21 protein-coding genes are annotated in these 22,261 nt (G+C 71.9%); 4 read left to right on the top strand and 17 right to left on the bottom strand.

The annotated features are described in order from the left end of the window. Positions 1-13: 13 nt before the first annotated feature. Positions 14-2,038, top strand: coding sequence for a M36 family metallopeptidase (locus ACZ42A_RS27100; protein ID WP_468529866.1), 2,025 nt, complete (start codon positions 14-16; stop codon positions 2,036-2,038). Positions 2,039-2,080: 42 nt separating this feature from the next. Here ACZ42A_RS27100 and ACZ42A_RS27095 read toward each other — a convergent pair whose 3' ends face one another. Together ACZ42A_RS27095 and ACZ42A_RS27090 are read right to left on the bottom strand one after the other, a co-directional pair. Further along, on the bottom strand, positions 2,081-2,560 hold the full coding sequence (locus ACZ42A_RS27095; protein WP_468529865.1) for an AAA family ATPase: 480 nt from the start codon (positions 2,558-2,560) through the stop codon (positions 2,081-2,083). 66 nt (positions 2,561-2,626) lie between these two features. Beyond that, positions 2,627-3,799 (bottom strand): serine hydrolase domain-containing protein, encoded by a 1,173-nt coding sequence (locus ACZ42A_RS27090; protein ID WP_468529864.1) that lies wholly within the window; start codon positions 3,797-3,799, stop codon positions 2,627-2,629. Positions 3,800-3,921: 122 nt separating this feature from the next. On the opposite strand from ACZ42A_RS27090, the gene ACZ42A_RS27085 reads away from it, so the two are divergent. After that, complete coding sequence (locus ACZ42A_RS27085) at positions 3,922-6,858, top strand: AfsR/SARP family transcriptional regulator (protein ID WP_468529863.1); 2,937 nt, start codon at positions 3,922-3,924, stop codon at positions 6,856-6,858. On the opposite strand, the gene ACZ42A_RS27080 is transcribed toward ACZ42A_RS27085, so the two are convergent. The 14 genes from ACZ42A_RS27080 to ACZ42A_RS27015 form a co-directional block, all read right to left on the bottom strand. Further along, positions 6,853-8,631 carry an SMI1/KNR4 family protein gene (locus ACZ42A_RS27080; RefSeq protein ID WP_468529862.1) on the bottom strand — a complete coding sequence of 593 codons (1,779 nt, stop codon included), beginning with the start codon at positions 8,629-8,631 and terminating at the stop codon, positions 6,853-6,855. The two genes, ACZ42A_RS27085 and ACZ42A_RS27080, sit on opposite strands and share 6 nt — an antisense overlap. 63 nt (positions 8,632-8,694) lie before the next feature. Then, positions 8,695-9,189, bottom strand: coding sequence for a DUF3291 domain-containing protein (locus tag ACZ42A_RS27075; RefSeq protein ID WP_468529861.1), 495 nt, complete (start codon positions 9,187-9,189; stop codon positions 8,695-8,697). Between the two features lie 33 nt (positions 9,190-9,222). Beyond that, positions 9,223-9,861 carry a helix-turn-helix transcriptional regulator gene (locus ACZ42A_RS27070; RefSeq protein WP_468529860.1) on the bottom strand — a complete coding sequence of 213 codons (639 nt, stop codon included), beginning with the start codon at positions 9,859-9,861 and terminating at the stop codon, positions 9,223-9,225. A 103-nt stretch (positions 9,862-9,964) separates the two neighbouring features. Then, positions 9,965-10,414, bottom strand: a complete 450-nt coding sequence (locus ACZ42A_RS27065; RefSeq protein ID WP_468529859.1) for an HIT family protein — start codon at positions 10,412-10,414, stop codon at positions 9,965-9,967. A gap of 1 nt (position 10,415) precedes the next feature. Then, positions 10,416-11,123 (bottom strand): copper homeostasis protein CutC, encoded by a 708-nt coding sequence (locus ACZ42A_RS27060; protein ID WP_468529858.1) that lies wholly within the window; start codon positions 11,121-11,123, stop codon positions 10,416-10,418. 3 nt (positions 11,124-11,126) lie between these two features. Beyond that, positions 11,127-11,795: an HAD family hydrolase gene (locus tag ACZ42A_RS27055; protein WP_468529857.1), complete on the bottom strand. Its 669-nt coding sequence runs from the start codon at positions 11,793-11,795 to the stop codon at positions 11,127-11,129. A gap of 38 nt (positions 11,796-11,833) precedes the next feature. Then, positions 11,834-12,934 carry a glycosyltransferase family 4 protein gene (locus tag ACZ42A_RS27050; RefSeq protein WP_468529856.1) on the bottom strand — a complete coding sequence of 367 codons (1,101 nt, stop codon included), beginning with the start codon at positions 12,932-12,934 and terminating at the stop codon, positions 11,834-11,836. Beyond that, entirely contained in the window at positions 12,931-13,458 is a 528-nt protein-coding gene (locus ACZ42A_RS27045; protein ID WP_468529855.1) for a dCTP deaminase, read from the bottom strand. Before ACZ42A_RS27045 ends, ACZ42A_RS27050 begins: the two co-directional genes overlap by 4 nt. Beyond that, the gene (gene dcd, locus ACZ42A_RS27040; RefSeq protein ID WP_468529854.1) at positions 13,455-13,985 is read right to left on the bottom strand and encodes a dCTP deaminase; all 531 of its coding nucleotides are present in this window, start codon (positions 13,983-13,985) and stop codon (positions 13,455-13,457) included. The genes ACZ42A_RS27045 and dcd overlap by 4 nt, the downstream gene beginning before the upstream one ends. Continuing rightward, entirely contained in the window at positions 13,982-14,953 is a 972-nt protein-coding gene (locus tag ACZ42A_RS27035; RefSeq protein ID WP_468529853.1) for a diiron oxygenase, read from the bottom strand. The genes dcd and ACZ42A_RS27035 overlap by 4 nt, the downstream gene beginning before the upstream one ends. A gap of 140 nt (positions 14,954-15,093) precedes the next feature. Continuing rightward, positions 15,094-15,603 (bottom strand): GNAT family N-acetyltransferase, encoded by a 510-nt coding sequence (locus tag ACZ42A_RS27030; RefSeq protein WP_468529852.1) that lies wholly within the window; start codon positions 15,601-15,603, stop codon positions 15,094-15,096. Continuing rightward, on the bottom strand, positions 15,604-16,809 hold the full coding sequence (locus ACZ42A_RS27025) for a type III PLP-dependent enzyme (protein ID WP_468529851.1): 1,206 nt from the start codon (positions 16,807-16,809) through the stop codon (positions 15,604-15,606). Continuing rightward, a complete protein-coding gene (locus tag ACZ42A_RS27020) occupies positions 16,806-18,119 on the bottom strand; it encodes a DUF6271 family protein (RefSeq protein ID WP_468529850.1) in 1,314 nt (437 codons plus the stop codon). The genes ACZ42A_RS27025 and ACZ42A_RS27020 overlap by 4 nt, the downstream gene beginning before the upstream one ends. A gap of 14 nt (positions 18,120-18,133) precedes the next feature. Further along, positions 18,134-19,165, bottom strand: a complete 1,032-nt coding sequence (locus tag ACZ42A_RS27015) for a phytanoyl-CoA dioxygenase family protein (RefSeq protein ID WP_468529849.1) — start codon at positions 19,163-19,165, stop codon at positions 18,134-18,136. A gap of 292 nt (positions 19,166-19,457) precedes the next feature. Here ACZ42A_RS27015 and ACZ42A_RS27010 point away from each other — a divergent pair, with 292 nt between their 5' ends. Next, entirely contained in the window at positions 19,458-20,453 is a 996-nt protein-coding gene (locus ACZ42A_RS27010) for a zinc-dependent alcohol dehydrogenase (protein ID WP_468529848.1), read from the top strand. Positions 20,454-20,457: 4 nt separating this feature from the next. Continuing rightward, entirely contained in the window at positions 20,458-21,426 is a 969-nt protein-coding gene (locus ACZ42A_RS27005) for a Gfo/Idh/MocA family protein (protein ID WP_468529847.1), read from the top strand. On the opposite strand, the gene ACZ42A_RS27000 is transcribed toward ACZ42A_RS27005, so the two are convergent. Beyond that, on the bottom strand, positions 21,407-22,156 hold the full coding sequence (locus tag ACZ42A_RS27000) for a galactosyltransferase-related protein (RefSeq protein WP_468529846.1): 750 nt from the start codon (positions 22,154-22,156) through the stop codon (positions 21,407-21,409). The two genes, ACZ42A_RS27005 and ACZ42A_RS27000, sit on opposite strands and share 20 nt — an antisense overlap. Positions 22,157-22,261 lie beyond the last annotated feature (105 nt).

The following is a 22,261-nucleotide window of genomic DNA, read 5'->3' as shown; positions in this document are numbered from 1 at the left end:
CGAGGACGACACCATGACCGACCTGATCGACAAGCGGGATCTCGGGTACGACCGGCTGACGGCGGTCGCGGGAGCCGAAGCGTTCCTCGACGAGACCGACCGCGTGGCGGCCGAGGTCGACCACACCCTCATCGCGGAACCCGACAAGGTGAACCGCTTCACCGGCCATCTGACCGAGCTGCGCGTGGGCGGCGCCGCCGGCCTCGGCGAGGAAGTCCTCGCGGAGCCCACCGAGGCCGACTACGTGGCCCAGGCCAAGAGCTACATTTCGTCGGTCGCCCAGGCGATCGGATTCGCGGCCGACGAACCCGCCGAGTTCGAGGCCGATCCACGCGTGATCGCCACCAGCGAGGGCATGCGCGTGGTCAGCCTGCAGCAGGTGCACAACGGCATCGAAGTGTGGGGCATGGCACCGAAGGTGTGGCTGCAGCCGGACGGCGCGGTGGAGCGGGTCGTCGGCGACACGGCGAGCGTACCGGCGAACGCCCCGGCCATACCGGCGGTGCCGGTCGAGGCGGCGCTGGCCGTGGCGGCGGCGAAGGCCGCGGCACCCCGGACGCTCAAAGGCCCCTTCGGCGACGACGAGTTGCCGGCCCTGGATGTCTCGGGCGGCTTCGAGCGACTGACGTACCAGCCGCGCAACGACCAGCCGATGAGCTTCGAGCAGGGCCCGTTCGACGAGGCGGTCCCCGCCCGGCTGGTGTACCTGTACATGGGTGACGAGGTCCGGCTGGCCTGGTCGTTCACGTTCTCCAGGGACAACCTGGCCGTGCAGTACCAGGCGCTGGTGGAGGCCGACGACCGTACGCGGGACACGAGCGCACCGCAGATCCTCTACTTCCAGGACATCGCCAACCACGTCATCGAAGGACGCGTCTTCCGGCGGAACCCGGCCGAGAGCGGGTTCGACAGGGTGCCCTTCCCGCTGCCGATCAGCGAGTATCCGACCGAGGCGCCCGCCGCGCCGATCCCCGGGTTCCCGGGGGTGTGGGCCGAGTCCCGGGACGGGCATGTGGCGACCGTCGGCAACAACGTACTGGCCGTCGACGGGTCCAGCGGGCGTAGCTTCGAGATCAGCACGGACGCGGACGGCAATGCCGTGTTCGACCCGGAGCCGGACTCGCCCGAGCAGTTCGTCACCAACATCTTCTTCTTCTGCAACTACATGCACGACTTCTTCATGATGCTCGACTTCACGGAGAAGCACGGCAACTTCCAGACGGCGAACGTGACGGGCGAGGGCCAGGGTGCGGACCCCGTCCGCGCCTTCGCGCATCCGAAACCGGTGCCCGGTACGGCCAACATGGCCACCCCGGCCGACGGCAGGGCAGCCGTGATGAACATGGGCCTGGTCCGCTCCACCGGGCGGCACACGGCCGTCGATGGGGACGTCGTGGTCCACGAGTTCGTCCACGGGGTGAGCAACCGGCTCGTCGGCGGTCTGCGCGACGCGGAGGGCCTGCGGGAGCGTCAGTCCCGTGCGATGGGCGAGGGCTGGTCGGACTTCTTCGCCCTCACCACACGCAACTTCTCACAGGAGCAGGAGCGGTTCGTCGTCGGCAACTGGGTGGTCGACCGGCCGGAGGGGATCCGCCAGCGGCCCTACGACTCGTCGTACCCGGGCGGCTTCGGAGACATCGGCAAGGGGCCCGGTGAGCTGGCGGGCGGCCTGGACTACACGCAGATCCACAACGTCGGCGAGATCTGGTGCGCGACCCTCATGGAGTCGACCCGCAAGGTCACCGCCGTGCTGGGCAGCAAGGAGCGGGGCTACCGGGTGACCTGGCAGGCGGTCGTCGACGGCCTGAAACTCACCCCGAAGAACCCGACCTTCCTCGCGGCCCGCGACGCGATCCTGCGCGCTCTGAAGGAACTGCGGGGCAGTCGCCTGACCGAGGCCGAGTACCCGGCGGTGCGGCAGGCGGTCTGGGAGTCCTTCGCGAAGTTCGGTATGGGCTTCGACGCGTTCTGCCCGAACGCCTCCTTCGTCGGCTGCCAGGCCGGCACGCAACTGCCTCCGGCCGGGCACGAGGACTAGCCGCCGGCCGGGGAGACCGGTCCCCTGAATCAGGCGTCCCGCTCACTCGGGATCCGGCCCCACCGGCCGTACGTCGAAGCCCCCGCGCCCGTCGAACCGCACCTCCAGCACGGCGTCGAAGCCGTCGTCCGGCGACGGTTCACGCAGGCGCCGCCGGGTGGCGAGGACGCCGACGTCGGGCACACGGTCGCGGCCCTCGCGGGCGGCGTTGCGGCGCAGCGAGCCGGTGACGTCCGGGGGGAACCAGTACGCCGTCACGGTGGCCCCGTGGGCGCGGGCCGCCGCCACCAGCGGGGCCCACTCCTGCGGCGACGGATTGGTGTTGTCCACCGCCACGGGCGTCCCCGCCGCCAGCGCCTCCGCCACCTGCCGCATCTGCCGCTGCTGCTTGTTGCGGGCGCCGCGCGGATACAGGTCCTTGCTCACCAGCGCGTACCGGCCGGACAGGCGCTGCCGGTAGAAGGTCGACTTCCCGGCCGCCTGAAGACCGACGAGCACCGCCAGATCCAGTCCTGTCGCCATACCAGCCACGATGGCACGCGATCGGTGGAGACGGAAACAGTCTCTCGTGCCGGCCGGAGGCGCCGTTCACGGCTGCGGGCAGAACTCGGCCGAGACGACGTTCTTGCCGCCGCCGACCCAGTCGCCGTTGAAGTTCAGGGTGATCATGTGCCGGCCGTCCCTGGTGCCGAAGGCCTGGGTCGAGGAGCCGTGGATGCCGCCGGAGTGGCCCCAGACCTTGATCCCGCAGCTCGTCTCGTACTCGATGAGGCCGAGGCCGTAGCGCTGGCGCGGCAGGTTGCCCTCGGTCGAGACCGTGGTCGTCATCTGCCGCAGCTGGGCGGGGGGCAGCAGCCTGCCGGTGAGGAGGGCGGTGTAGAAGCGGTTGAGGTCGGCGGAGTTGGTGATCATCTCGCCCGCGGCCCAGGCCCAGGAGGGCTTGAGCTCGGTCACGTCGTAGGTCTTCCCGGGGTCCTCCGTGAAGGTGGAGTAGTGCCGGGTGGGTGCGGGGACGTGGGGGTCGGTGCCGGGGAAGTACGTGGCGCGCATCCCGAGCGGTCCGGTGATGCGCCGCTCGATCTCCTCGGCGTAGGGCCTGCCGGTCAGCTTCTCGACGATCAGCCCGAGGACGAGGTAGTTGGTGTTGGAGTATCTCCAGGAGGTGCCGGGATCGAACTGGGGCGGGTTCTCCAGGGCGAGGGCGATGACCTGCTGCGGAGTCCAGTCGTCGTAGCGGGACTGGAGGAACTCGATGCCCAGCACCTTCCTGGCGAACGTGGGGTCCTCGGTGAAGTTGAAGATGCCGCTGGTGTGGTTCATCAGCTGACGGACCGTGATCTTCGTGCCGTCGTGGCCGTTCCCCCGCACCAGACCGGGCAGGTAGTGGTCGACCGTGGCGTCGAGGTCGGCCTTCCCTTCCGCCTGGAGCTGGAGCATGACGGTCGCCACCAGCGTCTTGGTGACGCTGCCCACGCGGAACCGGTCGCCGTTGCCGCGGGGCTGCCGCGTGGTGAGATCGGCGACGCCCGAGGTGCTCTTCCACACCCCGCGGGTGTCGCGTACTTCGGCGACGACCCCCGGCACACCCGCGGCGACGGCCGCGTCCATGGCGGCCTGGGTGGCAGCGTGCCGGGACTCGCGCGTCTCCGCGGCGGTCACCGCGCCTTCGGCCGCGGCCGCGGGCGTCGTCAGCAAGGCCGTACCTGCCGCCGCGATCGCCGTCACACCCACCAGCGCCGTTCGTATCAGGCGTTTCGCCATGTGTACCAACCCTCTCTCGGCTCGCGGGACCCGCATCATGCCGATCGCCTCCAACGGGCCACCAACGGGCGGCCAACAACGGCCGCTTGGACCTCGCGCGGCGCTGAACGAAGATGATGTACGTGAGGTTCGCGGTACTGGGATCAGTGACGGCGGTCGACGACGACGGCGTGGCCATCGCCCTCGGCGGACCGAAGCCCCGCTCGCTGCTCGCCGCACTGCTGCTGGAGCCGAACCGCGCGGTGCCGCCGGACACGGTGATGACGGTGTTGTGGGGCGAGAACCCACCGCCGACGGCCACCGCCTCGCTGCACAACCACCTCGCCCGGCTGCGGCGAAGCCTCGGCGACGCGGGCGGCTCACGGCTGCGCACCATGCCCCACGGCCTCGAACTGCGTGTCGAGGAAGGCGAGTTGGACCGCGACGTGTTCGAAGAGCGGGTACGCCGAGCGCAGCGGGCCCGGGGCCGGGAGGACTGGGAGGCGGTGGAACGGGAGGCCGGTGCCGCCCTGGACCTGTGGCACGGCACACCCTTCGCCGATGTGCCCGCCCTCGCCGGCCACCCCGTCGTGTCGTTCCTGGAGGAGCAGCGGCTGCAGGCGCTCGAGTGCCGCTTCGAGGCTCTCCTGCACCTCGACCGCCTCGACGGGCTCGCCGCCGAACTCGGCGTCCTGGTCAAGGAGCATCCGTTCCGGGAGGCGCTGCACCGCCAGCTGATCCTGGTCCTCGGCCGCACGGGCCGCCGGGCCGAGGCGCTGGCACTCTTCCGGTCGCTGCGCCGGACCCTGGTCGAGGAACTCGGGGTGGAGCCCGGCCCCGCCGTCCAGGACGCCCACCAGGAGGTGCTCCGCAGCGCGGCCGCCCCGCACCGCGAGTCACCCTTCGCCACGGCCATCGCTCCGGTGGCGGCCCCGTCGGTGGGGATGCCTCCGCGGCTGGCGCAGCTTCCGGCGCCGCCCGAGGGGTTCGTCGGCCGTGCCGAACAGATCGCCGAGATCCGCGGGGAGCTGGAGTCCGATCGCGACCGCACCGCACTCGCCGTGATCAGCGGTATGCCGGGCGTGGGCAAGACGGGCCTCGCCCTGCACATCGCGGAACAGCTCCGGCACGCGTTCCCCGACGGGCAGCTCTATCTCAACCTGCATGGCGTCACACCCGGCGTGGCCCCTCTCGAACCCGCCGACGCCCTCACCGTCCTCCTGCACGGCCTCGGGGTGGACGCCCGGCGGATCCCGGGCGACGTGGCGTCCGCCTCCGCCCTGCTGCGCTCCGCGCTCGCCCCCACCCGCACGCTGCTCGTTCTCGACGACGCGGCCTCGGTGAGCCAGGTACGTCCGCTGCTGCCGGCCGGCGCCGGCTGCGCCGTCCTGCTGACCAGCAGACGGCCGCTGGCCACCCTGGGAGCCTCCGCGCATGTCCGGCTCGAGCCGCTCTCGCCGCGGGAGAGCGCGCTTCTGCTGGAGCGGGCCTCGGGCCGGTCCTGGGCCGCGTCCGACGCCGCACCGGTCGCCCGGCTCGTGGCCCTGTGCGGCCATCTGCCCCTGGCCCTGCGGGTCTCCGCGGCCCGTCTGCGGAGCCGGCGGACCCTGCCGGTGGAAAAGCTGGCGGAACGCCTCGCCCGGCAGGAGGACCGCCTGGACCACCTGGAACTGGAGGACCTCAGCGTGCGCCGGTCCCTGATGGCGGCCCATGAGGCACTCCTGGGCTCGGGCGACCCGCACGACGGCGACGCCGCCGCGGCCCTGGTCCTCATCGGTGCGCTGGACCTGCCCGAGTACGGGGCCTCGCTGATGGCCACGGCCCTGGACCGCACGGAGCGGAGCGCCGAGCGGGCCCTGGACCGTCTGGCGGAGGTTGCCCTGCTCCAGGAGGTGTCCTGGGGCCGCTACGCCCCGCACGACCTGGTCCGCGACTTCGCCCGGGAACTCGCCGGCCGGCCGGGTGAGCGGGCCCGGAGCGCGGCGGCCGTCGAACGGTCCCTGCGCTGGTACCAGGAGCGGCTCGCACAGTGCGCCGCGGCCCTGCGGCCGGATCCCGGGGGCCGCACCGGCACGGACTTCGGCGGCCACACCGTCTTCGCCGATACGGCGGCGGCCCTCACCTGGGGTGACGCGGAAGCGGCGAACCTGCTCTTCCTGGCCGGGTCCGGCGCGCAGGGGCGCCTGGGACCGGCCCGCACCCTGGACCTGATCAATGCCCTGTTCCCCTACCTGCACGACCGCGGGCGGGTGCGCGACCTCGAACGCCTGACGCGGCGCGCCATCACGCTGGCCCGGTCCAGCGGCAACACCGCGGCCGAAGGGCGGGCGCTGAGCCACCTCGCCTCCGCGCACTACTCGGCGGGCCGCGTCCGGCAGGCGCTGCTGATCCTGGACGAGGCGGTGGAGCTGAGCGAGCACGTCTCCGACGACATGGCCCGTATGCGTCACCTCGGCAACCGGGCCGCGCTGCTGCGTGAACTCGGCCGGGGCGCCGATGCCCGGGCGACCTTGGCACGGTGTCTCGCCCTGCGCCCCGACCGCCTCTCCCCCGTCGCGGAGGCGATGCTCCTCGGGCACCAGGGGTACGTGGCCGAACTCACCGATCTGCGCTCGGCCGTCTCGTACCACCGGCGCAGCGGAGAACTCGCCCGGGAGGCCGGGAGCACCGTGATCGAGCAGGTCGCCCTGTGCAACACGGGCCGTGCGCACCTGGCCCTCGGCGAGCCCGCCCGGGCCCTGCGGAGCTTCGAGGAGGCGCTGCGCGTCATGGCCTCCGGCACGGCGCACTGGAACGCGGAGCGGGAGACGCGCCTCGGCCAGGCGCAGGCACTGCGGGCGCTGGGCCGCCTCGGGGAGGCCCGGGACGCGTGCGCGGCACTGCTCCAGGAGACCGCCGCACGCGGCGATTCCTACGGTCGGGGCCTCGCCGAGTACGAGTTCGGACACGTCCTCGGAGCGCTCGGAGACGAGCGCGCGGCCCGTGACCGATGGCGCAGCGCGCTGTCCGCCCTGGAGGGAACGGACGCGCCGGTGCTCGCCGATCTGCGTGCCCTGACGGAGCCGCCGGCCGGTTCATGACTCCCGCAGATCGGCGGCGAGTTCGGTGCGCCAGTGGATGGACAGCCGCTCGTGGAGGATCTTTTCCGCCGCCACGGGGACCGGGAGCTGGATGAACGCCCGCAGCGCCCGGGCAGCCCTCTCCCGCACCACCCAGGCGCTGAAGTCCTCGTGGGCGAGGGGACTCGTATCACCGCGCCAGGCGGGCGGCACCATCCGGCGGGCCGCCCAGGTCTCCGCGGCGAGGGTGCGCATGCGCAGGTCGAGGGCATCACCGGGGACGAGCCGGACGTCCTCGCCGCGGTGGATGCGCCCGAGAGCGTCGGCCACCTCCTCATAGGTGTCGATCCGGGTTTCCGCCGCCAGCCGCGCCAGCTGTGCCACGACCGCGGTGCGCAGCCGCTGCGGCGCCATCCGCTCCACGAGTCCGGCCAGGTCGAAGTCCCGTACCCACGACACGGGGCCGCACTCGTGCTCCGGGAAGTCGTCCAGGACGGGCAGCAGCAGGGCGCTGGTCACCTCCGTCTCCGCGTCGTCGCCCGGGTAGTGGGCGATGCCGTAGTCCTCGGCCAGGCCGGCCAGGAGGCGGGTGTACGCGGCGGTGGATCCCGGCCAGGGGTCCGCGCCGACGTACCGGGGCGGTTGCCCTTCGGGCAGCTGCATGGTGCCCTCGCGCGGCGACAGGACACTCCGGGAGGCATCCGGGCAGGCCACGCCGTCCTCGGTGAGCGTGACCCGCACCTCCGGGCCCTGCTTGGTCAGGGCCACCGCCCGCGTGCCCGCGGACAGGCCACGCAACACCTCGGGCCTGCCGAACTGTGCGGCACCGGCCTCCTGGGTGGCATACGCCCACCCGCCGACCGTGCCCGCCCGAACCAGCGGGCGGTACGCCGCCCACAGCGAGGCCCCGGCCTCCCGTGCCCGCTCCCGGGTGCGCGGCCGGAGCGTGGCGGGGACGGCGCCCAGCCGACGCAGCAGTTCGTCCGGGGAGAGACCCTCCACGAAGACGATGTCCGGCTGGTCCGGGAGCGGTTCCGGGCGGGAACCGATGATGCGGACGAAGGCGAGCGCGGCGCTCCCTCCTTCCTCCGGCGGGCCGACGAGCGCGGTCGCCGGTTCCGCGGGGGCGGGAGCGGCGGCCGGTTCCGGTTCGGCCGCCGCCGCGGCCAGCGCCAGCGGGGAGACCGGGTCCGGGATGACGGACGTGTCGTGCTCCCACAGCAGGACGCCGTCCACGGCCAGGGGTATGCGGCCGTCGAACTCACGGCCGTTCTCCAGGGCGTCCGCGAAGTCGGCCAGCAGGTGGCGGAGCGAGGGCCACCGGGTGAAGGAGGGTGCGTCCTCGTCGAAGTACCGGCCCACTCGACCGAAGTCGGCGCCGGGGCGGCACGACAGGAACAGGCCGTCGGAGGACTGCCAGGCGACGCCCAGCGTGATCAGCAGCCACTCCGGACGCCAGAAGGCCGCCAGTTCCTCTGCCTCTTCCTCGTCCCGCTCGTCGGCCAGGTCCTCGGCGATCCCGCGCAGGAACGTCGTGCTCTTCACGATGTCCGCGACGCCGGACAGCGGCCCGTACAAGGCCAGCACCGGCGCGCCCTCCTGCGGTTCCACCCCGTCATGGCAGCGCAGCGACGCCACCAGGTCGTCGGGTAAGGACACGCCGAGCACGCGCTGGGCGGCCTCGATGTCCGCCTCGGGCGCCGGCGGACGCAGCCGGGCGTGGCTGACGGGAGCGTGGCGGGCCAGCCAGTCGTCGATGCGGGCCCAGGACTCTGCGACGGCGGGGATGCTCATGGTTCCGGACCCTACGGCCTGCCACTGACACCACACTTCGGACCGACAGGGACAGCGCCGGTGTCAGCGGGCCGCGTGCCCCAGCGCCGGCGGCTGGGCAGCCCCGGTCGGTGCCGGGTACGGGTCGCGGAAGGTGAACGCCCGCGGCCCGGGGCCGTGTTGGCGCAGCATCGCGACCCGCTCCATCGCCTCGGCGACGGTCGGGCGGTGGCCGGCCGGGATCCACCACATGGCCTGGTGCGCCTCGGCCATGCGGTGGAACCACTCCCTGCGGCGGCTCAGCACGCGCAGGTGATCGCTGTGGTACGTGAAGTCCCGCAGCGCTTCGACCGACTCCCAGACCGAGCAGTTGAACAGCAGCAGGGCGTCGTTCCCGTCGGGACGGATGCCGGTCGCGTCCACGCCTCCGTCGTCGACCATGCGCCAGACGAACCCGGGGCTGCGGTCGGCAAGCGCGTTGATTTCCGGCTGTTGGGCGACGAAGTCCGCCAACTCGGGGCTGTCCAGCGGGGCGACGATGCGGCCGATGTTGACCTGTGCCAGGTGAAAGTCCGTCATGGAGCACAGCATGGCCCGGCCCGACTTCTACAGTCAATGCCTTTTATTTTTAGAGAGCGCCACGCAGCAGCCGCCCGGACACGGATCCATCGCCGGTGACCACTGCTCGGGCGCCAGGCCCTCGATGAGCGCCAGGTTCATCCCGCAGGTCAGGGCGGGGAACTCCGTCGCCAGCGCGTGGAAGGGGCAGTTGCGCAGCCGCAGCGTCTCCCCGTCCCAGAACGGCTGGTAGCCACGGGCTCGCAGCACGGCCACCACGTCGTCGGCACGCGCGTCCGGCTGCGCCGCCCCCGCCGCTCTCGCCGCGGCCTGCAGCTCCCGGTCCAACCCGGCGTCTTCCAGCACCTCGGCGAGCAGCCGGGCGGCGGCGTCGTACGACCGCGGCGGCACGGAGACGGCGTGCTCGCCCTCGGCGCGCCGGTACAGCTTCGCCGGCCGCCCCGCCCCGGGGCCGGTGCGCCCGGACAGCCGCCGGAAGGACACGGCGAGCAGTCCGGCCTCGACCAGCTTGTCCAGGTGAAAGGCGGCCAGCGACCGGGAGACACCGGCCGCTTCCGCGGCCGCGTCGCGGCCCACCTCCTCCGGGGCGGCGGCGACGTGTCGGTAGAGCTTGCGGCGCACCGGGTCGCTCAGCACACCCAGTACGTCGAACGTGGAGTCTTCGTCAGTCACGCACCGACTCTATGACCAATGAAGGCTTGAGAAACACGGCCGACCGCCGGCCGCACGCGACGGGTCCCCCGATCCGGTAGGCGCCGCTCGGTGCGGGTGCCGGTCAGGGTTGGGCGTGCGGGAGCCGGTGGGTGGCGAGGATACGGCGGCGGGTTCTGGCCAGCGCGGCCGGGTCGGCGCGGTCCACGTGCCACGGGCGGTGCAGATGGTCGCCGTCGCGCCGGGGCACCAGGTGGACGTGGAGATGGAAGACGTCCTGCCAGCCCGCCGCCCGGTTGGCCTGGAAGAGCGTCAGGCCGTCCGGCTCCAGGACGTCCCGGAGGACCGCGGCCATGCGGTGGACCGTGCGCATCACGGCCGCCGCGTCGTCCTCGGAGACGGTCCAGATGTCCGCTGCGTGGCGTTTGGGGATGACCAGGGTGTGGCCTTCCATGACCGCGGTGTTGTCGAGAAAGGCGACGCTCCGCTCGTCCTCGAAGAGGATCTCCGAGTGGAGTCGGCCCGCCACGATGTCGCAGAACACGCACTCGGGCGCGGGGGTCTCGGCAGGCATGTCAGCCGGCGTCCTTCCCGGCGGCGGCGTCGAGGAGATTCCGCCAGCGGCGTACGGCGGCCGGGTCGACCGGGCTGTCCCAGCCCTGGTGGCGGACCGCCGTGCCCACGTGGAAGGCGTGGACGCCGCGGGCGCGCAGGAGCGGGACGTGCCCCGGCGCGAGGCCGCCGCCGGCCATGACGGCCATGGTGTAGCCCGGCTCCCCTCGGCGGTCCGCTTCGTCGAGCAGGGTGGGCAGGCCCGCCGCGACACCGGTGACGCTGCCCGCGGACAGCACGGTGTCCAGGCCGGGCAGCCCGTCGATGGCGCGGCGGACCGCCCTCCGGTCCGCCGCGTGGTCCAGGGCCCGGTGGAAGGTCCACCGGCAGCCCGGGACCGCGTCGAGCACGGCGCGGATCGCGGGCAGGTCGAGTGCGCCGTCCGGGGTGAGGAAGCCGAGGACGAACTCCTGGGCGCCCGCCGCGCGCAGCTCCCGGGCGCGGGCGCACAGGCTGTCGAGGTCCGCCGCCTGGAAACCGCCTTTGTCGCGCAGCATGACGCGCACCGGAACGGTGACCGCCGCCGCGGTGCGCTCGAACTCCGCCGGTTCGGGGGTCATTCCGTCGGCTTCCATGTCGGTCGCCAGCTCCAGCCGGTCGGCGCCGCCCTCGACCGCCGCGCGTGCCTCCTCGGCGGACGTGACGACCACTTCGAGCATCGCGTCGCTCATGGCTCAGACCTCCGTCCGCGTCGCCGCGGCCACGGCCGGGGTCGGGGGTGGCCAGGTCATGCCGGTGAGGTCGGGGACGATCAGGTCGGCCGCGGCCAGCGCCGCCGCGGACTGGGTGGAGGTGATGGCCACGCAGTCGGCGCCGGCGCGCTTGGCGGCCGCCACCCCGGCCGGGGCGTCCTCGAACACCACGACGGTGGCCGGCTCGACGCCCAGTGCGGCGCAGCAGGCGAGACAGCCCTGCGGATCCGGTTTGCCGCGGGTGACGTCGTCGGAGGTGATCAGGACGTCGAACAGGCCGAGCGCGCCGATGGCGCCGAGTTCGTGCCGGGCGTAGTCCCGGGTGCCGGAGGTCACCAGGCCGAGCGGTACCCCGGAGGCGCGCAGCCGGTCCAGGAGTTCCAGTGCGCCGGGCACCGCCGTGACGGGGGGCATGTCCGGCAGGGCCGTGTAGCCGAGGGCCTCCGCGAAGAGTTCGTCCACGGTGTGCCCGGGGAACCGGTCGAGGTGGTCGAGCAGCGCCTCTCTGCCGGGCCGTCCGGCGAAGCCCTTGATGGTGGCCTCGTCGTGGGGGACGCGGTGGTTGCGGAAGAGCCGGGACCAGGCTTCGTAGCTGCGGGGCTCCGTGTCGATGAGGGTGCCGTCGAGATCGAACAGCGCGGCGGTGTACATGTCGTGTCCCTTCGAAGGTGGGGAGCCGGGGGCCGGTCTCAGCTCACCTGGGCGGAGAGGGTGGCCAGTTCACGTGCGGTTCTGGACAGCGGGAAGCGTGCGGCGTTGCGGAAGCCGGAGCGGCGCAGCTCGTCGAGCGCGCCCGGGTCCTCACGCAGCCTGGTCAGCTCGGCCAGGGCCCGCCGCGGGTCGGCGCGGAGGTCGAGGGGCAGGGCGGAGTCGCCCAGCGCGTCCCGCAGCCCGGGCACCGGCTGGTAGGCCACCGGGAGCCCGCACGCCTGGGCCTCCACGGCCACCAGGCCGAAGGCCTCCAGCTTCGCGGAGGGAACGACCAGCAGATCGTGCTCGGCGAAGGCCGTCCACAGCTCCTCGCGGGTCAGCCAGCCGAGGTGGCGTACGGCCGACAGGTCCTGTACGGCGGAGAGCCGGCGGAACTCGGCCACGGGCGAGGCCATGGAGAGTCGCAGCCCCGGTACGCCGTGCAGAGCGGCGGCCAGTTCGGCGGCTCCCTTCTCGGCGGTGAGGCGGCCGGCGTAGAGCACGCGCAGTTCGGTGTGGTCGCGGGGCCCGCGCGGGGGCGGCGCGGCCAGCAGCGCGTCGGGGATCCCCCAGGGGATGTGGACGATACGGCCGGTGTCGACCGGGGTGAGGCACCGCAGCCGGTCGGCCATCGCGGCGGTGGGCACGACGAGGGCGGTGGCGGCCTGGACCGCTTCGCGCAGCACCTCGCCCTGGGTCGGGTGCTCGGCGGCGAAGAGCAGGTCCGTGCCGTGCACCAGGCCGATGGCGGGCTGCTTCGGATAGCCGCGCAGCAGCGCCGGGGTGGCGCCGAAGGCGAGGTGCTGGAGATGGACGACGTCCATCTCGTGGTGGGGAAAGCGGGCGGTGACCGCGTCGGTCAGCCGGTCGACGTAGTCCCGGAAACCCTCGCCGTCGAGCTGTTTGCCCGGGACGTCCAGCAGGACGGGGAGTCCGGTGCCGCTGTCGGCGGGAAGCGGGGGGCCGTCCGGGGCGAGCATGAACGCGTCGGCCGTCATCGGCCCGGAGGGGTCCAGGTACAGGTCCTTGAGCAGCTCGACGCTGCCGCCGGCGCTGCCCCACGGCAGGTCGAGCCCGGTCAGCACGCGCACCGCGTTCACCGCAGTTCCTCGTACAGCCGGGAGATGTCGATGCCGCTGGTCCGCGTGTACTTGCGGCCCAGGTTCTGGTAACTGGACACCTCTCCTGCGGCGACCAGGAAGACGATCTTCCCGAAGGGCATCAGCGGATAGACCCGGACGGGGCGGGCCACGCGGATCTCCAGGGTCCAGCGGATGGCGTGGCCCACGTGGCCGAGCGGGGCGGAGACATGGACCCAGATGCCCAGCGAGCCGAGGCTGCGGTCGCCGTTGATCATCTGGGCGTAGCGCTCGGAGTGGGTGCGCTCGTGGGTGACGCCGAGGTAGAGCTGTCCGGGCCGCAGCACCATGCCCTCGCTGGGGATGACGTGCTCGGTGACACGGGTCGCGGCCGCGGCGTCCAGTTCGTCGCCCTCGCAGACGCGGATGCGGTCGCCCAGGCGCCAGTCGTAGGCGTTCGGCGAGATCCGATCGGGGTCGAAGGGCTCGATCACGATGTCGCCGCGCTCGACGGCGGCGGCGATGGCCTGACGGGTGAGGATCATGTCGTGGGCACCGCCACGTCCTTCCAGTAGCGGGACTCCTGCGGGCCCGCCGAGGCCTGGTACTTGCCCTGGTAGAGGTCGACCTCACCGAGCGACACGAAGAACATGATCTGGCCGATCCTCATCCCGGGGTAGACCCGCAGCGGGCGGACCGGGGAGAGCATCAGCGTCCACTGGCCGTGGAAGCCGATGTCGCCGATGGGGGCGGTGATCTCCACGAAGAGCCCGAGACGGCCGACCGAGGACCGTCCGAAGAGCAGCGGTACGTAGCGGTCGGATCCGATCCGCTCCACGGTGTGCCCGAGGTAGAGCTGGTCGGGCCGGAGGACGTAGCCGTCCTCCCCGATGGTGATCTCGCGGGTGGGGTTGGGGCGGTAGGGGTCGATGACGTCGTCGGTGTACGTCAGCAGCCTGTCGCCGAGGCAGACGTTGTAGCTGTTGGGGTTCACCTGGGCGGGGTTGAACGGGGTGATGACGATGCGCCCGTCCCGCGCGGCCTCGGTGATCTCGGGACCGGTGAGGATCACGCGGCCCTCCCCGTGGCACCGGAGGCCCCCGCGAAGTCGAAGTCCACCCGGTCCTCGACGCCGAGCTCGCGCAGCATGCGCAGGATGCCGGAGAAGTCGGTGACGAGCAGGTCCGCGTGCGGGCCGCCCCGGGAGTCCTCGACGATGTCCCGGGCCTTGGGGACGCCGGCGAACTCGAGGACCTTCAGCCACCAGTCGAAGTCCTCGGCGCAGAAGGCGGTGATCCCGGCGGGCAGGGATCGCACGAAGAAGTCCTGCTGCCGCCTGCCGAGGTGGACGAAGACGTCCTTCATCACCTCGACCATGACCGGGCCGTGGGCCGACTCGTCGCGGGCGTGCAGCCGCGCGATGGTGGCGTGCATCGGCTGCACGGTGGTGTCGCGGGCCATCAGGTCGAGGAAGGCGTTGACGCTGACCTCGCCGACCGTGGTCCACAGCAGATAGAGCAGGTCCGCTTCCCAGCGCTCGCCCGCCGCCTCCTGTGCCCGGTACAGCAGACGGTTGGTCACCGGGTGGCCGCAGTCGGGTTCGGCGGTGATCCCCCGCGCCTCGCGGGTGCGCCGCATGCCCAGCATGTGCATGTACGTGTGCCACACCTCGTCGATGTGGGACTGCCGCACGATCTCCTTGACCTCGAAGCGGTCCACGCCGGGGTAGACGGCGTGACCGAGCTTCTCGAAGGTGGGATTGACGACGAACTCCTCCGCGGCCACGACGCGTTCGTTGTACGCGATCCAGCCGAGGGTGTTCACCAGGCGCCGCTTGTCCTCCGGCGCGCTCTGGAAGTCGGGGTGCTCGCCGAAGGGCATCAGTGCGACCGGGTAGTCGAGCAGTTCGGGGTCGTACTCCTCGGCCCCCGTCACCTTGTCCATGTCGGTGCGGACCGTGGCGCGTCGGGGCCAGGCCGCGGCGAGCCGCCGCAGCGTACCGGGACCGACAGGGCCGGTGTCATCCTCGATGATTGCCAACTCTCGGGTTCCTTCTCGCTCTTGGTGCGTCGCCACTCGGCCCGTTCCGGCGGCGGCGAAACGCTGATGTCTGTCCGTTCAGCTCCGGACCGGCGGCCCGGAGGAGTTCGCGGCGGTCCCCCTGGGGCTTCGGCGGGCCGTCAGTCCCGGGTGACCGCCAGGGACATGTAGACGGCGTCGCGCCCGTAGTCGCGCGGCAGCCTGACTCCTTCGTGGGAGCGGTAGCCGCGCGAGGCCCAGAACGCCGCCATGCCGGCGACGGCCACCAGCGAGATACGGTCGTACGCCGGGCGTGCCTGCGCGGTGAGGCGGTCCAGCAGCCGGCCGCCCCACCCCCGGCCGCGCAGATCACGCGCCACGACGATGTCGTGCAGGTGCAGGTTCCGGGTGCCGGACACGGCGGGCGCGGCCCGCTCCCGCCGGGCCAGGTCCGGGTACCGGAACATCGGATACGGCAGAGCGAGCACATACCCGCCGATCCGGCCGCCGAGATCCAGAACGAAACAGGTGGCGGGCGAGACGCGCCCCTTGGACTCCAGGGCCTCCTGCCCCTCCAGCAGCGTGCTGTTCGCGTATGCCTCGGTCTCGAGGGCGGCGATCTGCGGCCAGTCCCCCTGGGCGATGTGACGGATGCGGTTCTCGCGGCCCACTCAGTCATCCCCTCCCCCGGCCCTGTCCGCACCGCCGATGCAGGTGTACGGCAGCGGCCGGAAGCCGTTGAACCCCTGTGTCATGTAACTGAGGGCGTAGGCGCCGCTGGACAGCACCCAGACCGGATCGCCGGACACGGCCGCCTTCGGCACGCGCACGCGAGGGTGGTCGTGGGCGTAGGCGTCGTCGCTGTCGCAGGTGGGTCCGGCGACCACGGCGGACACGTACTCCGTGCCGTCGGCGCGGCCTTCCCCCGGATGGGTGGGCAGCACGATCGGGTAGCGCACCTCGTCCATCTCGTAGAGGCCGTTGAACTTCCCACAGCTCAGGTACAGCCAGTGGACGCGTTCGCCGTCCGGCTGCCGACGGGAGGTCAGCCGGCTGACGTGCGCCCTGATCGCGCCGTGGTCGGCGACCAGATGCCGTCCGGGCTCCATGAGGAACGCGAGGGGCTGCGGTGACAGGTCCCGCAACCGTTGTGTGCCCTCGCGGATGACCGCGAAGATCTTGTCCAGTGGTGGTTCCAGTCTCCTGCCGTGCCGGTCGGTGTAGCCCAGGGCGGGCAGGCCACCGCCGAGGTTGACACGAGTCGGCTCGATGCCCCGCGTCCGGAGCGCCACGAGGGTGCCGGCCAGGGTGTCGAAGGCACGTCGCCATGCCTCGGCGGTCATCTGCTGTGATCCGACGTGGACCGACAGGCCGTCCGGAGTCAGTCCGGCCGCGCGCGCGGCGTCCATCACGCGCAGGGCGTCGTCCGGCGAGCACCCGAACTTGTGGCTCAGTCCCCACAGGGCGCCGTAGCCATCGGTGGCCAGCCGGCAGAACACCCGGGCTCCGGGCGCGTGCGCGGCCAGTGCCGTCACGTCCTCCACGCTGTCCGTGGCGAAGTCGCGGATGCCGAGTCGGTGGGCCTCCGCGATCTGGGCGTCGGACTTGACGGTGTTGCCGTAGTGGATACGGTCCGTAGGCACGCCGGTTCCGAGAGCGAGCGCGATCTCGCCCGGGCTCGCCGCGTCGAAGCCGGCCCCGCACTCCGCCAGGCACGTGAGGACCTCTTCGACGGGGCAGGCCTTCAACGCGAAGCGCACGGCGATGTCGGGCAGTTCCCGGGTCAGTGTCTGGTACTGGGCGGCCACGGCGTCCAGATCGAAGATCACGCGGTCGTCGGTGGTGGCCGCCAGGGCCGCACGCAGACGTGGATTCATCCGCGCGTCACCGGCACCTCGACGATGCGGCTCGCCCGTACCAGCGCCTCCCAGTGCTCGGTCAGCAGTGCGAAGTCGGCGATGTCACGTCGTGCCTCGTACAGCACTCGCCGGCGCCGCTCCGCGAGCAGGTCGGCGACCCGCGCGTACTTGCCGCTCAGCTTCCGGTAGGAGACGTCCAGGACGTCCAGCCGCATCTCGTTCTCCGCGGTGTCCAGATCCAGACTGCGGCGCAGGAGGGCGGCGACGACATCGGGCCGAGGCGTGTTCCGGTCGTCGAGGAGGGCGTCGCCGGCCGCTCTCATCCCGTCGTAGACGGAGTGGAAATAGAGCATCGACAGGAGGAACTTGACGAACCGCGTCTGGTACGCCAGGAATCCGGCGGGGGTGCGCCGCTCCCCGGTGTAGTAGTTCTCGATGGTGCGGTTGTGCAGCACCCCGGGCAGCCGTGCGTCGTGGACCAGATGGATGAGGAAGTAGTCGCTCCCGATGGTGTCGGTCGCCGGGGGCAGCGGTACACGCTCGTAGACACCGTGGTGGAAACTGATGTTGCACATGTCCACGCGCATCGGGTCGACCAGTGTCAGGGTCGAGTGGTCTCCGTTGAAGGGGCTGACACCTGCCCCCGTGAAGGATTCTCGGGCCAGGTCCCGCTTCGCCTCCGGCGACCAGTGCGCGGGCGCCCAGAGGCCGACGACGTCCTCGTAGACGGCCTCGTCGAGGTCCCGGATCTCGCCGATGTCGACCGACAGTTCACCGATGAAGGAGCTGCCCACCATCGACACCGGACGGTCGGCCAGGGAGGGGTCGAGACGCGCCTGCGAGACACCCGCCACCGCGTCGGCGGCACGCTTGCCCAAGGAGGTCAGTTCGTGGTCGATGGGAAAGACGGGGTGGCCGTCGAACAGTTGGTAGCGGCTGTCCGAGTCCCTGCGGTGCACCGACCGGCAGCCGAGCGCGGCGGCGAACAGGAAGGCGCGGTTCGTGCAGGCACCGTAGGAGACGCCTTGGGGCAGCATGAGGTCGAGCAGCAGGTCGGTGTCGCGCACGCCGGCGGTGTCGATCACTCGGCGCAGGAAGTCCCGCTGCCGCGCCTCGTCGAGATGGTGTGCCGTCACATTGGCCGTACGGGGCAAGGACTCCATGATGCGGGCGTGCTCGCCGACGGTGTGCTCGTCGGACGAGTCGAGAACGAGCAGGTGCACCTCGACACCATGGTGGTGGGCGGCGTGAGCCGCCTCTTCGGCGATCGCCGACAGCGTCGTGGGGCACGCCCGATTGGTCGGCAGGGTCAGGCAGATCTTGTCCACAGGGTCTCTCCGGTTCACCGCGCGGCGGGGCGCCCGCTCCAGGCATCGGCGCCGAGCAGTCGCCGACCGAGGTCGTTCAGTTCCGCGGGTCCGTATCTCAGGGACTCGTGCCGACGGGCGTCGCCGAGAAGCGTCCCGTTCCAGTCGGGGGTGCTGAGGGTGCGCCATGACGTCACGCGGGACTGCCGCAGTTCCTCGTGCTCTTCCAGAGCGGGCATCATCGACAGGTACTGGACCGCGCGGACACCGTTGTCAGAGGTGTTGGGTGCCACCCCGTGGGCCAGCAGTCCGTTGAAGATGAGCAGGTCACCGGCGTTGAGTTCGGGTCGTACGACGGGGTACTCCGCCCGGTCGACGTTGGGCCTGATCGGGTCCCGGTCGGCGGGCTGAGTGGCCTGCCACTCGTTGAAGCGAGTGAACAGCGCCGGGCAGCACTGGAAGCCGCCGAGTTCCGGTTGGGTGTCGTTGAGCGCGATGATGCCCTGCACCCGTTGGGGCAGCACGCTCAGCGTGGTGTCGACGTCCCAGTGCAGTTCGATGTCGAAACCCTCGTCCGTGGGTTCGATGAGTGAGCGCGAACGGTTCCTGACGTTGGGTGGGTTCAGGTTGAGCCGGTCCAGGGTGACCCACAGTTCCTCGCAGTCCCACACGTCGACGAAGGCGTCGTAGACCCGCTGGGTCTGCCGGCTGTCCCAGATGAGCTGGTGGTGGTACGCCTCGATGAAGCCGTAGACGTACAGGTCGCGATCGAGGTCGGAGCGGAACTCCCGCGGCTCGTACCACGTTTCGGGACGGTCGGGGTGGAGGCCCGAGAACTCCCAGGTGAACTCCAGCAGGCCCTTGGCCGCCCCGGCGGATATCGCCTCCTTCACCACGACATACCCGTGCGTCTGCCAGAAGCGGAAGTCCTCTTCGGACAGCACGCGCAGCGGCCTTGTCTTGCGCAGGTCCCGGAGCTGCGTCGGCGCCAGGTAGGTCTCCGCGTCCGCGCTGAAGTACGGGCGGTCCGAGGCGGCCCGGTACAGGTGGGGATGGGGCGTCGTCATGCTGTCACTCCAGAGCTCTGTGGGATGGGGCACGGGAAGCACGCGGTGAAACGGTCAGCCGCTCTTCGCCGCGTCGAGCCCGTCGGACCATCACGGGCGGGATTCAGCGACTTGGACCGCGGAAGATGAGCGCAGGCGCTGCGGTGAGCCCGGGCACTCAGCAGGAAACCCTGACGGGGATTGGCCTACACCAAAGGAATATTGGCCTGTACCAATGGAGATCGTCAAGGGTATTCTGCACCGGCATTCCAGGCCCAACTGCCGCTGGCGGCAGCCACGTTGAAGGAGAGCGGTGCGACGATACGAGCTGGTCGGCAGGCGCGACATACGCCTGGTGGGCGACGTTCCCGTGCCGGTGCCCGGTCCCCTGGAGGTGCTGATCCGGGTCCGGGCCTGCACCGTCTGCAACCGCAGCGATCTCGCCTACTACCACTACTACGGACTGCGCGACCACTGCGCACAGGGCTGTTTCGGGCACGAGATCGCCGGCGTGGTCGAGGCGGTGGGTCCCGGTGTCACACGGGTCGCGCCCGGCCAGCGCGTCTTCGTCCGCACGCCGTTGACCTCGGGATACGCCGAGTTCGCCGTGGCACGCGAGGTCGCCGTGGGCAAGCTCCCCGACGAAGTGCCCTTCGAACAGGGGGCGATTCTGCAGCTCCTGCCGCTCGCCGTACACGCCACCCGGGGCGTCCGGCTCGGAGACCGGGTCGTCGTCATCGGCCAGGGCCCCGTCGGGCTGATGGCGCTGCGCATGGCGGCACTGCGCGGGGCCGCGCACCTCACCGCGGTCGACCTCGACGCGTGGCGGCTGGAGCGCTCGGTGCGGCTCGGCGCCGACACGACCCGGCACGTCAACGGAACGACCGAGCAACTCCTCCGCGCGGGCTCCGAGTTCGACGTGGCGGTGGACGCCGTGGGCACACCCACCACGCTGAACGCCTGCGTGAGCCTTGTACGGCAGAACGGTCTCGTCGTGATGCTCGGCACCCATCACGTGGACACTCATGTCACCGTCGACCTGGTGACCTGGGAGCGCAAAGGGCTGCGGGTGCACAGCTCCGCCGAACCGCTCGACACGGCGCGGGCCGAAGCCCTCGCCGTGGCCGAACGGCTCGCGCGGGCGCGGGAGTTGTTTCTTCCCGACCTGCTCACCCACACGTACGCCCTCGACGAGCTGCCGAAGGCGATGGAGCATCTGTCGGCGAGCCGCGTGCTGTATCCGGACGCCGAGCGGGCACCGTACGACGGCCCGCCGCGCCACACGCTCAAGGTCGCGATCATCCCGTGAGGACATGACGATGAGGTGGGGCATCGCCGGCTACGGCGACGTCGTGGAACGCCGCGTGCTGCCGGCGATGCGCGAGCTGGGTCATGAGCCCCTCTTCCTGTGCGGGCGCGACGCCCGGCGCGCACGGGCGTGTGCCGGGCGATGGCGGATCCCCGCGTCCGGCACCGAGCTCTCGAAGCTGCTCACCGGGGTCGACGCGGTGTATGTGGCCACTCCTGTCGTCCAGCATGTACCGCTGGCCGAGCAGGCGTTGCGGGCAGGCCTGGCGGTACTCGTCGAGAAGCCGCTGGCCGGCTCTCTGCCCGCCGCCTCCTCCCCCGTCGTCGAGGAGGAACGCCGCGCGGGTGTCGCGTACTACCGTCGGCTCGCGCCCGCCGTCCAGCGGCTGCGTTCGGAGCTGGCGACCTGGACGCCCGAGCGGGTGGACGTGCGGTTCCGGTGCGCGTTCGCACCGGGCCCCGGGCATCCGATGCTGTGGCGCACCGACCCCGCCGTCTCCGGAGGCGGTGTGCTCGCCGACGCGGGCAGCCACCGTCTGGACCTGCTGCTGATGCTGTGGGGGCGTCCCACACAGGTCAGGGCGCGTCTGGGCCGCCGGTTCCCGGCGGGCGCCGAACGGCGGGCCGAGGTGCGGCTCGACTGGCCCGGCACCCGGGGGCACTGCCTGTTCGAGTGGGACGACGCGCCGCCCGTCGACCGCCTCGCCGTGCACGGCCGTGACCGTTCCCTCGTCCTCGACCCGCTGGACCGCGGCGCGCTGACCGTGTCGGGTCCCGACGGCGTGCGGCACGAGGTGCACACGCCGCACGGTAACCCCCATGTGCCCTTGCTCTCGGACTTCGCCGCCGCGGTGCGGGAGGGACGCCCGCCGGTGTGTCCGGCCACCGAGGGCGCCTTGGTCGACGAAGTCATCAGGGCGGCGGAGCGGTCCGCGGCCCTGGACGGCGCTCCCGTCAGGCCCGGTCAAGGCTGAACTTCTCTCGGTCGCCATAGCGGTGTGCCCCCGTCCGGTTCATGGGCTCGAGATGGGCGTTGAACGGCCGGCCGTCCTCGCGGGTCATGTCGGGGCGTGGATGGTTCAGGTGCAGCAGGGCATCGTCGAAGCGCACCAGCGGAGCCGCGGCGGACAGCCGCGCCACCACGTCGTCGTCCTCTCCGCCCCATCCCTCGAAGCGCTCGTCGAACCCGCCGATCGTGTGGAAGAGGCCGGTGCGCAGCCAGACACAGCCGCCCGGTGGTTCTCGCAGCAGCAGACCCCGCAGAACGGACTCGGGCACCTCGGCCGCGCCCGCGCCGACGCGCGTGGCGAGGGCGCGCAGTGTGGAGGGCTCGTCCAGGGACAGCGACCAGCGGAACGGCAGGTGGGTGCCGTGCCCGCCGTCGCGCAGCCGCGCCGTGTTGCGGGCGACGAAGTGCCGGTCCACGAGGATGTCGGCGTCCAGGACGCAGCTGTAGGGGATGTCCCGCGGCGCCGACACCACGCCGACGTTGACCGCCCACGCCTTGTTGAACAGTCCGTCCTTGGGCGCGAAGACGTAGTCGTCGACGAGGCCCGCCACCGCCTCGCGTGTGCGGGGCTCCACGTCCGTCTCCACCACCGTCACCCGGTGCGCGGGCCCGCCGCTCTGGTCCGCGAGGGCCCGCAGGCAGGCCAGCAGGTTGCGGGTCCGAAGCCCCGACTCGCGGTCCCGGAAGGGGATCACGATGTGCACCAGGGGGTCGGGGGGGGGGGGGGGGGGGGGGGGGGGGGGGGGGGGGGGGGGGGGGGGGGGGGGGGGGGGGGGGGGGGGGGGGGGGGGGGGGGGTTA

This window comes from Streptomyces sp. NPDC030838, from assembly GCF_055572035.1.
This window is presented reverse-complemented; position numbering and strand designations above follow the sequence as displayed.

Excerpts from the sequence above, each read along its gene's own strand:
- ACZ42A_RS27100 (WP_468529866.1), top strand. The coding sequence starts at position 14 with ATGACCGACCTGATCGACAAGCGGGATCTCGGGTACGACCGGCTGACG.
- ACZ42A_RS27095 (WP_468529865.1), bottom strand. The coding sequence starts at position 2,560 with ATGGCGACAGGACTGGATCTGGCGGTGCTCGTCGGTCTTCAGGCGGCC.
- ACZ42A_RS27090 (WP_468529864.1), bottom strand. The coding sequence starts at position 3,799 with ATGGCGAAACGCCTGATACGAACGGCGCTGGTGGGTGTGACGGCGATC.
- ACZ42A_RS27080 (WP_468529862.1), bottom strand. The coding sequence starts at position 8,631 with ATGAGCATCCCCGCCGTCGCAGAGTCCTGGGCCCGCATCGACGACTGG.
- ACZ42A_RS27075 (WP_468529861.1), bottom strand. The coding sequence starts at position 9,189 with ATGACGGACTTTCACCTGGCACAGGTCAACATCGGCCGCATCGTCGCC.
- ACZ42A_RS27065 (WP_468529859.1), bottom strand. The coding sequence starts at position 10,414 with ATGCCTGCCGAGACCCCCGCGCCCGAGTGCGTGTTCTGCGACATCGTG.
- ACZ42A_RS27060 (WP_468529858.1), bottom strand. The coding sequence starts at position 11,123 with ATGAGCGACGCGATGCTCGAAGTGGTCGTCACGTCCGCCGAGGAGGCA.
- ACZ42A_RS27055 (WP_468529857.1), bottom strand. The coding sequence starts at position 11,795 with ATGTACACCGCCGCGCTGTTCGATCTCGACGGCACCCTCATCGACACG.
- ACZ42A_RS27045 (WP_468529855.1), bottom strand. The coding sequence starts at position 13,458 with ATGATCCTCACCCGTCAGGCCATCGCCGCCGCCGTCGAGCGCGGCGAC.
- ACZ42A_RS27025 (WP_468529851.1), bottom strand. The coding sequence starts at position 16,809 with ATGAATCCACGTCTGCGTGCGGCCCTGGCGGCCACCACCGACGACCGC.
- ACZ42A_RS27015 (WP_468529849.1), bottom strand. The coding sequence starts at position 19,165 with ATGACGACGCCCCATCCCCACCTGTACCGGGCCGCCTCGGACCGCCCG.
- ACZ42A_RS27005 (WP_468529847.1), top strand. The coding sequence starts at position 20,458 with ATGACGATGAGGTGGGGCATCGCCGGCTACGGCGACGTCGTGGAACGC.